The organism is Cedecea neteri NBRC 105707 = ATCC 33855, assembly GCF_001571265.1.
GTDB lineage: Bacteria > Pseudomonadota > Gammaproteobacteria > Enterobacterales > Enterobacteriaceae > Cedecea > Cedecea neteri.
The window spans coordinates 89,869-97,388 of record NZ_BCTL01000012.1 but is presented as its reverse complement, the minus strand read 5'-3'; the positions used below and the strand labels follow the sequence as shown (position 1 = coordinate 97,388).

Below are 7,520 nucleotides of genomic sequence, written 5' to 3'. Positions count from 1 at the left end.
TACCGCAACGGTAACCCTGACCAGCACGAAGGCCGGGGTCAGCACGGTGACAGCGCAGGTGGGTAGCACGGCGGCGGTGACGAAGGATGTCAATTTTACCGCACCACACCATTATGTCTTATCACTTGAAGTGCTTAGTGATAATGGTCAGGTCAGTGAGGACGGCTCTGACAGTACGAACGCTGGCCATCATAATACTGTGCGTGCCCACTTAACAGATAATGGGGCTAACGTTCAGGGGGAGAAAATTACGGTATCCGCCAGCCCTGATAAAGTGCATTACTTTGGCAACACAAACCCGATGAAAACGCGGGGAGATGGAACTGCTGCTATAGATTTCTGGTCTGATACTGCAGGTACCTATACCATTGCGGTTGATTGGAACGGATATCATGCATCGAAGCAGGTGACATTTAAACCAGCGCCACCGCCAAGGGGAACAGTTATCACCACGACTGTCAGCCCATCTACAGTGGATGTAGCTGACGGGGGCGGAAACATTACTGCTGAAGCGACAATTTTATTTGAAGGGACCAATGAAGTTGATAAAAGCATCAGACCCGATGAACTGGAACTGGTTAAAGTTAACCGCGACGGGGACTGTGATTCATTAGGCATTGGTGTGAACATTAATCCAGGGGAAATAGAACTCACCGAAAAAGGAGCTAAAGTTTCTGCACACATATCGACAACCCATATGGATTTAGGGGCGTCGTGTAATGTTTGGGCGAAAATGCGCTTCCAGGGTGCAGGACCAATCGAATATGAAAGTGAGTTTACTGTTCACTGGCACTAATTAGCATATGCGATATTTTAACTGGGGTGTAGCAGCCCCGGTTCTTTGCTTTGAACCATGAGTACTGATGTTATTTTTATATCGAGAGTGATTACAGATGAATGGCTTATATATTACGTCGGGGGAAGATGCAGCGGGGTTACTTTATCTTCACGACTTACAACTGGATAAATCTAACGAAGTAATGGCTGTCCTGGATGATTTTAGCTTTGGTCCGCTTAGCGATGCGGAGAGAGCGGGAGCTTTACGATGCAGATTGTGGAAAAGCATCTGGAGAACACAGTGGTGGATAACACCCGATATCGAATTTAAACTCTCCAGTGAATTCTGTGAATACAAAAATAAGCTACGGCAGTTAGCTGAAGAAAATCGTCCCGTTGTCGTCTGGCTCGGTGATAATCCCCATGATCGTCTGATGCTGGCGATGATTTGTGCCTGTCTTCCTGATAAAACCCCTTTATCTGTGGCCAATGTCGTGACATCCCCGTATCTGGCAGGAAATAAATACTCGACAGTGGCCATGTGTTCCGTTGCTTTGCTGCAAACCGTAATGCCGGTAAAATTGTCTGTCCGTAAACGTAATTTTTTAAAAAATCAGTGGCTGGACTGGAAATCAATGGGGCAAGGCTGGAGAGATATCGACAGATACGGGGCCCTGGCAGAATACCCGATACATTATCTTGATAGTGCGCTGTTGAATGAACTGTCGACGGTTCATTACAAAAGTGCAAAGGAGGTGATGCAATGCATTATGAGTCGATATTTTGTTTCTGAGACCTTTCTTTATTGGCGGTTAAGCTTTTTACTGCATAATGGATCTGTCTTTTTTCATCAGATAAGGAAAGCCGTGCCAATGCTCATTAAGATTAGCCGATGATATTATATCGCGCTGTTGTGTGTAGTCAGATGGAAGATCTTTTTGTTGCAGAACCTCAACGAAACAATGGGATCAACAAAGCGCTGCCTGAAATTATCAGGCTGGATGGGAAAGGAGTGGGCTGGTCGAAGGTTCTGGCTGAACCGGGCGGCCAGCACTGCACGCCACCTCTACACTCATGTTGGTCGGTTTACGATGGATTTGTAGGTTTTTCCTGTCCTTCAGAAGAAAGGGGAAACAGATGCAGAAATTAAAAAGACTACGCTTAATCAGAAGTGCATTAAGACTGGGCATTTTTATGCTGAGCCTGTTTATTCTCTGGATTATGTTTGTTTCTTCCGATATCAGTCGCTGGACTACACTTCACCCACAGGCAAGCATGTTTATCATGCTCTTTACCGTCGCGGTCTATTGTGCCACCATGGTTTGTGCAACCGCCATTAATGAAAGCATTAACATCTGGAGTAGTATATCCGATCGGTTAAAGAATTTATTACTGTGCGTTGAAAAGGACGTTCTCGCTTATCCCGACAGAGCAGAGGATTGCAGGTTAATGGTAAGTTGCCTGAAATCCCGAAAATTTTTTTTGCTGAATATATGGCTTTGCTCATCCTGTCCCGACAAAGAAATATAGCCAGCGGTATACCCCCTCACCTTGAAACCTGTATCCAGAGAATCGAGGAGATGCATCAGCATCATACCCGCTGTCAGGATGCTATCTGTGAATTTAAAAAGAGTATTGCAAACGGGGATTATACGGTGGCCGAGAGCCAGGCTGTTCAGCTGTTGTCATCACAGCATTAAACTGTCAAAAAAATCCCGCCCAGAAGAGAGCGGGGAGGTCGGTCAATAACACACTCCAGGTATGCTTCAGCATTACGATAAAGGCAAATAAGACAGGATTGCCTGGGAAACAGTATAGGGCGGCGTGAGAATTTAATACAACCCCTTCGGCAGACTAAAACTGATATTCAGACAAGTCATCAGACGATTCTTTAAAATGACGATTGTGTGCCTCAATGTATCACCGCTTCAGTGGACCATTATGTGAACGTCTTCAGGTTGGGGCAATTTGCCATGCCGCAAAGAAAAATCTTAAAGCTGATTGTTGTTATCTTTAATATGTTGTATCGGTAAGGTGTAAAGGGTATTTATAACTCTCTGCGAGAGAATTCCCCTCTCAAAGCCAGACCTTACTATATGCAATTTCAGACATTTTTCGGACATTGGTGTTGGAACGGTAGTATATATTGGCAGTGCTTTACAGCCTGTGGTTCTGATGGAACGCACTGTTTTTTTCGGCCTGATATCAATGATAAGGTATGTCTGATAGTACAGGTGCAATCGCACTATTTATTTCTGAGCCTGAGCACATTGAACATCTTTTTTGAGGGCAGAAGTCATGCCGTGGCAGACTGAAAACCGACTGAACCGGGGCAACATCTGTGTCCGGACATCTTCATGGTGTTTTGAGCAAGGCGCCACAGAGCTGGCCCGGCAGTATTTTATTGCCGCAGATAAAACGCTATGTATCGTTGATGCCGATGCGTTTGGCTCTGAAGTGCATCTGCTGAGGTATCTGGCGTTCATCAGAGACTTTAAACCGGATTTGCTGGTCATGATTGCAGGAGCCATTGCGCTGCATTTCCCCGACGCAAACAATAATGGCTGCAGTGTAACCGCTGACGCCCCGATAACGTGCTGGCGGGAAACCCTTGATGCACTTAATTTTATGGGGCCAAACATCGACAATATTATTGCATTCTTAACAAATCGACGTTTTTGCCGGTGATCCATAAGTTCCATATCATGTGTTTTGGCAATTCAGCCAGCGATTGTTCCGACGAGTCCGGGACCGGGATACGGGCTTTGTTGAATAAATCGAATTTTTGGCCGTAGCCAGGATCAGATCACCACAATCCTGATCCTGTAGCGGTATCACGTGGCAAAACAAACGTTCAAAATCACCAACTGGGCTGACTACAACAAGGCGCTCGTCAACCGGGGTTCACTGACATTCTGGCTTGATGTGTCGGCCGTCCAGGCCTGGTATGACGAGCCCAACGCGTCTTCACGTGGTCGTCCTCAACGTTATTCTGAGCTCGCTATTTCTACCGTACTGATGCTCAAACGCGTTTTTCGCCTCACGCTGCGCTCCGCGCAGGGGTTCATTGAATCTATTTTTTTACCCTGATGAAGCTCCCGCTCCGTTGCCCGGATTACTCCTGCGCCAGCAGGCGGGCTAAGTCCGTCAGTATCCCGTTCAAGACCCCCACGCGCGGCGAAATAGCCCATCTGGTTATCGACTCCACCGGATTAAAAGTCTTCGGTGAGAGTGAGTGGAAGGTGAAAAAACACGGCCAGGAAAAACGCCGCGTCTGGCGTAATCTGCACCTGGCGGTAGACGCCGGTACGCATGAGGTTATCTGCGCTGACCTTTCCCTGAACAATGTGACGGATGCAGAGGCATTCCCGGGCCTGATCCGTCAGACGCACAGGAAAATTAGGGTCGCCTGCGCCGACGGGGCTTATGACACAAAACGGTGCCACGACGAGCTGAGGCGCAAGAAAATTAAGGCATTAATTCCGCCGCGAACGCGTGCCGGTTACTGGCCGGCGGAGTATGCCGACAGAAATCAGGCGGTGGCGAGGCAGCGTCTGACGGGGAGTAATGCGTACTGGAAATGGCACACGGCTTACAACCGGCGTTCTGTGGCAGAAACGGCGATGTACCGTGTTAAACAACTGTTCGGTGGGTATCTTACGCTGCGGGATTATGATGCGCAGGTTGGAGAAGCTATGTCCATGATCCGTGCCTTGAACAAAATGACGCGCGCAGGGATGCCAGAAAGTGTGCGGATTGTCTGATGAAGTCAGCGACGGGAGGCGCTTTTATCTAAATCCGAATTATTCAACAAAGCCCTGTAGAACATGAATTTGATAACAATAACAACGTCAGAATGAATGATGCCTACAACTTCAATAACGATTTTTCCGGCACAACCGGGCGGTATGGTCTGGGCGTCACGTCGCAGCTCACCCGTAACGCTTCAGTCTACCTTGAAGCGAACTATCGCAAAGGCGAGCATGTGGAGTCGCCTGTGATGGGGAACGCTGGTTTCCGGGTCAGCTTCTGATAAAGGAAGGAAAGAAGGGGAACCTCCTTTCCTTATGGCCTGATGAAATTGCCCTGCGTATCACCAGGAGAATGTATACCTAAACAGAGCGGCTACGCCATGTGTTGGCTAGAAGGGTCAGAAATGACATTTCCACTCCTGAAGACGTCAGATAGAGGATTGAGCAGACAGACATTGAACGGGTGGCTATCATTGCTTGCGTACGGACATACAGCACGGCAATCGCAGGGCTGCATTCAATCGGTACGCTGTACGAAAAAATCTATGCTTTTACGACCGGTTTTCTGCGACCAGGGTCTGAAGTCAGCAAATATGACGCCGTTCTTTATTACTTCACAGAGCACTCAGTCAGGATGAATGATGCAAAATTTTTATCAGGGGATCGAGAACGCCGTTTACGATCCTGTGGCCGGCATTCGAATTGCCCGTCTGCAGAATGGCAGTGAGATGAATGCTTTTGGCACGCGAATGGACAAAGGGGCGAAAGTCAGCAGCCACGTGCATACTCAGGGCGATGAGTGGTATTCGATTCTGGATGGGGAGGGCGTTATTTATCTTGCGGATTGGGTGGGGGAGGTCGTGCAGAACAGACGCCATTTTCCGGTCAGAAAGGGGGATGTATTTTGTCTCCAGGCAAACACCGCCCATCAGATTTATGCGCATACGCAGCTGGATCTGATTTTTTATTGTCCGGATACGCATCTGGGTACTGACCGCACAGTGCTGGATGATCTCCTCGTCCAGCCCTGAGGGATAATATATGGGCAATCCACCGTATGTTGATTGCCCATTAAAACACCAAAACACGGGATGTGCTTCTTCAACTGCCAACCGCATTTAAGTCTGGGTTGCCGACAGGCTAAGGGTGGACCTGTTTTTGCGGCAGGATCTTATCGGAGATGCAAGATTTGATTTTGATAACATCCGACTGCATCTTCATGGTTTCCCCCGACGCGAAGGTGACTGCAAGCCGGGAATCACCCTCGAAGAGCATGACTGTTCTGTCGGTATTGACGGTCTGTTTTTCACCGGAAACATCTATTTTAACGTTCGCCGGGACTTCAATCTGAGCCAGTGTTTTTCCTTGGCTGATCGCAGAGATAATTTTAGGGCAGGTTTCTGCGGATGCGGCTGCGCTTAAAACAAGAAAACTCAAAACTAATGATCTAGAAAAATTAATCATCGCGACCTTCCTTCTTTGGCTGAAGCCGGTGGCATTGTGTCCGCGGCAACGGCGTATATTAAGTTCACGCTTCGGTTGCGGTGAACAGCAACCGAGCAACGATTTATGAATAACGCCATCCTCTTACCATGCCAGGCCGCGAGGTTAATATATTTACAGCGTTAACGGCTGTATTTTTGAGAGCATTCTTTTTCTGCTCACGTCATGCAGCCCTGGCAGGCAAATATCTCCGGCTTACGAGCGTCCTTCCTTTTTTACGATAACGACCCGGGAGGGTTTTCACGTGTTTCGTTTCAGGTGAATGGCTTGACAGCCTGCTGTTTTGATTTGAAAATGAGCAGGCTTATCCGTTGTCTCACGACAACCAGCCAATGCTTCCGTAGCCTGAGAGAAGCGCCTTCGGGTGGTTACCAGCCAATGTTTCGTTGATCTGAGAGAAACGCCTTCGGGTGATCAAAATGCCTCGTAGCCTGAAAGAGGCAGCCAGCTTCTGGCGGTACATCCGTTTACCCTTTGAGAACGGATATCACCCCACCCGGTGATGAAGGTTTCATTTCACACTCTGACGTCTGTCAGCCACTGTCCTGCGGGGAAATCGCTTCCCGCCCGGGCAGGCATTTCTCCCTTTTTTTTGCGGAGAAACGCGATGTCTTCACTGCGTGCTTTTTTTGATGAACTGGCGCTGCCGGCAAGCCTGGTGCGTTCTGTTGCTGCCCGCGTGGCCGCGGAATGTCCCCGGCTGAAGGCCCGGTTCAGAAAATCACCCTGGTTAACATCCCTTTCCGGCCTGCAGGAGTACCGGGCGAAAGCCGGGTACGATGGCAATGGTTTTCATGCTTACGTGATTACCCGGCGATGTTCGCCAGACCATGATGCACCTGTCGCCCGTTGCTGTGACTGCGGGACATTTGCCACCCGGGCTGAGGCCATGCGCACAGCACATCGACAGGCGGCTCGCCTTGCGACGCTGAAAACGCTGTGGCCCGGCGACCATTAATTTACCGACTTTTCTCTTATTCACCTTCCGGCGGGGAGCCCTTACCCGCCGGGGAGTGGTGTCCCCGCTGACGATTTACGTTCAACCGGAGACACCATGCATACACTGACTCTACACCTTCAGGCCCTGGCCGCTGATACCCTGACCACGGCAAAGCACGGGTTCAGGTTATGGCGGGCGGATATCCGCGAGCTGTGGATTATTCACCGTGACCTGCGCCGGGCTTCGATGCTTATGACTACCCGCCCTTCACGCGCGAGCTCTGAGCACGGCGAGGCGATGTTCCTGCTGAGTGAGACGGCTTTCCTGATGACACACGGTCGTCGGGAGGGGCGTTGGTGGCCGGGGCATTGCCGCCTGCTGTTCGCGGTGCTGTGCCGGCGGGGGTTTATGCTGTCCCCCGTAGTATGGGCCATCGCCTGGGAGGCAGGCCTGCAGGCCGAATGGCCGGGCGACGGGCCAGAGGACGACATGCTGTGCGACTGAGCCGGTTTCCCGGCAGTTGCATGGCTGAACGCTGAGCCGCGGTT

Annotated in this window: 8 protein-coding genes and 1 pseudogene; 8 read left to right on the top strand and 1 reads right to left on the bottom strand. The window is 49.8% G+C overall.

Annotation, left to right across the window (positions count from 1 at the left end; all coding sequences use genetic code 11):
• From CNE01S_RS25475 to CNE01S_RS07095, 6 genes and pseudogenes are all read left to right on the top strand, one after another.
• The coding region (locus CNE01S_RS25475; protein WP_169799400.1) for an Ig-like domain-containing protein at nt 1-796 on the top strand (796 nt) is incomplete at its 5' end.
• Nucleotides 797-893: 97 nt separating this feature from the next.
• On the top strand, nt 894-1,673 hold the full coding sequence (locus tag CNE01S_RS07115) for a DUF1835 domain-containing protein (protein WP_061274663.1): 780 nt from the start codon (nt 894-896) through the stop codon (nt 1,671-1,673).
• A gap of 1,402 nt (nt 1,674-3,075) precedes the next feature.
• Nucleotides 3,076-3,465, top strand: a complete 390-nt coding sequence (locus CNE01S_RS07105) for a hypothetical protein (protein ID WP_061274658.1) — start codon at nt 3,076-3,078, stop codon at nt 3,463-3,465.
• Nucleotides 3,466-3,615: 150 nt separating this feature from the next.
• Nucleotides 3,616-4,541 (top strand): annotated as a pseudogene (locus CNE01S_RS07100) (IS5 family transposase).
• Nucleotides 4,542-4,573: 32 nt separating this feature from the next.
• The gene (locus CNE01S_RS24325) at nt 4,574-4,810 is read left to right on the top strand and encodes an autotransporter outer membrane beta-barrel domain-containing protein (protein WP_369406067.1); all 237 of its coding nucleotides are present in this window, start codon (nt 4,574-4,576) and stop codon (nt 4,808-4,810) included.
• 357 nt (nt 4,811-5,167) lie between these two features.
• Nucleotides 5,168-5,560: a cupin domain-containing protein gene (locus CNE01S_RS07095; RefSeq protein WP_082763193.1), complete on the top strand. Its 393-nt coding sequence runs from the start codon at nt 5,168-5,170 to the stop codon at nt 5,558-5,560.
• 109 nt (nt 5,561-5,669) lie between these two features.
• Here the strand turns inward: CNE01S_RS07095 and CNE01S_RS07090 are convergent, their stop codons facing one another.
• A complete protein-coding gene (locus CNE01S_RS07090) occupies nt 5,670-5,993 on the bottom strand; it encodes a hypothetical protein (RefSeq protein WP_061274655.1) in 324 nt (107 codons plus the stop codon).
• 646 nt (nt 5,994-6,639) lie between these two features.
• Here CNE01S_RS07090 and CNE01S_RS07085 point away from each other — a divergent pair.
• Nucleotides 6,640-6,990: a hypothetical protein gene (locus tag CNE01S_RS07085; RefSeq protein ID WP_061274653.1), complete on the top strand. Its 351-nt coding sequence runs from the start codon at nt 6,640-6,642 to the stop codon at nt 6,988-6,990.
• Nucleotides 6,991-7,086: 96 nt separating this feature from the next.
• Complete coding sequence (locus CNE01S_RS07080) at nt 7,087-7,476, top strand: hypothetical protein (RefSeq protein ID WP_061274650.1); 390 nt, start codon at nt 7,087-7,089, stop codon at nt 7,474-7,476.
• Nucleotides 7,477-7,520 lie beyond the last annotated feature (44 nt).

What these genes read in the sequence shown, in the direction of transcription:
- CNE01S_RS07115 (WP_061274663.1), top strand. Translation starts at nt 894, where the DNA reads ATGAATGGCTTATATATTACGTCGGGGGAAGATGCAGCGGGGTTACTT.
- CNE01S_RS07105 (WP_061274658.1), top strand. Translation starts at nt 3,076, where the DNA reads ATGCCGTGGCAGACTGAAAACCGACTGAACCGGGGCAACATCTGTGTC.
- CNE01S_RS07095 (WP_082763193.1), top strand. Translation starts at nt 5,168, where the DNA reads ATGATGCAAAATTTTTATCAGGGGATCGAGAACGCCGTTTACGATCCT.
- CNE01S_RS07090 (WP_061274655.1), bottom strand. Translation starts at nt 5,993, where the DNA reads ATGATTAATTTTTCTAGATCATTAGTTTTGAGTTTTCTTGTTTTAAGC.
- CNE01S_RS07085 (WP_061274653.1), top strand. Translation starts at nt 6,640, where the DNA reads ATGTCTTCACTGCGTGCTTTTTTTGATGAACTGGCGCTGCCGGCAAGC.
- CNE01S_RS07080 (WP_061274650.1), top strand. Translation starts at nt 7,087, where the DNA reads ATGCATACACTGACTCTACACCTTCAGGCCCTGGCCGCTGATACCCTG.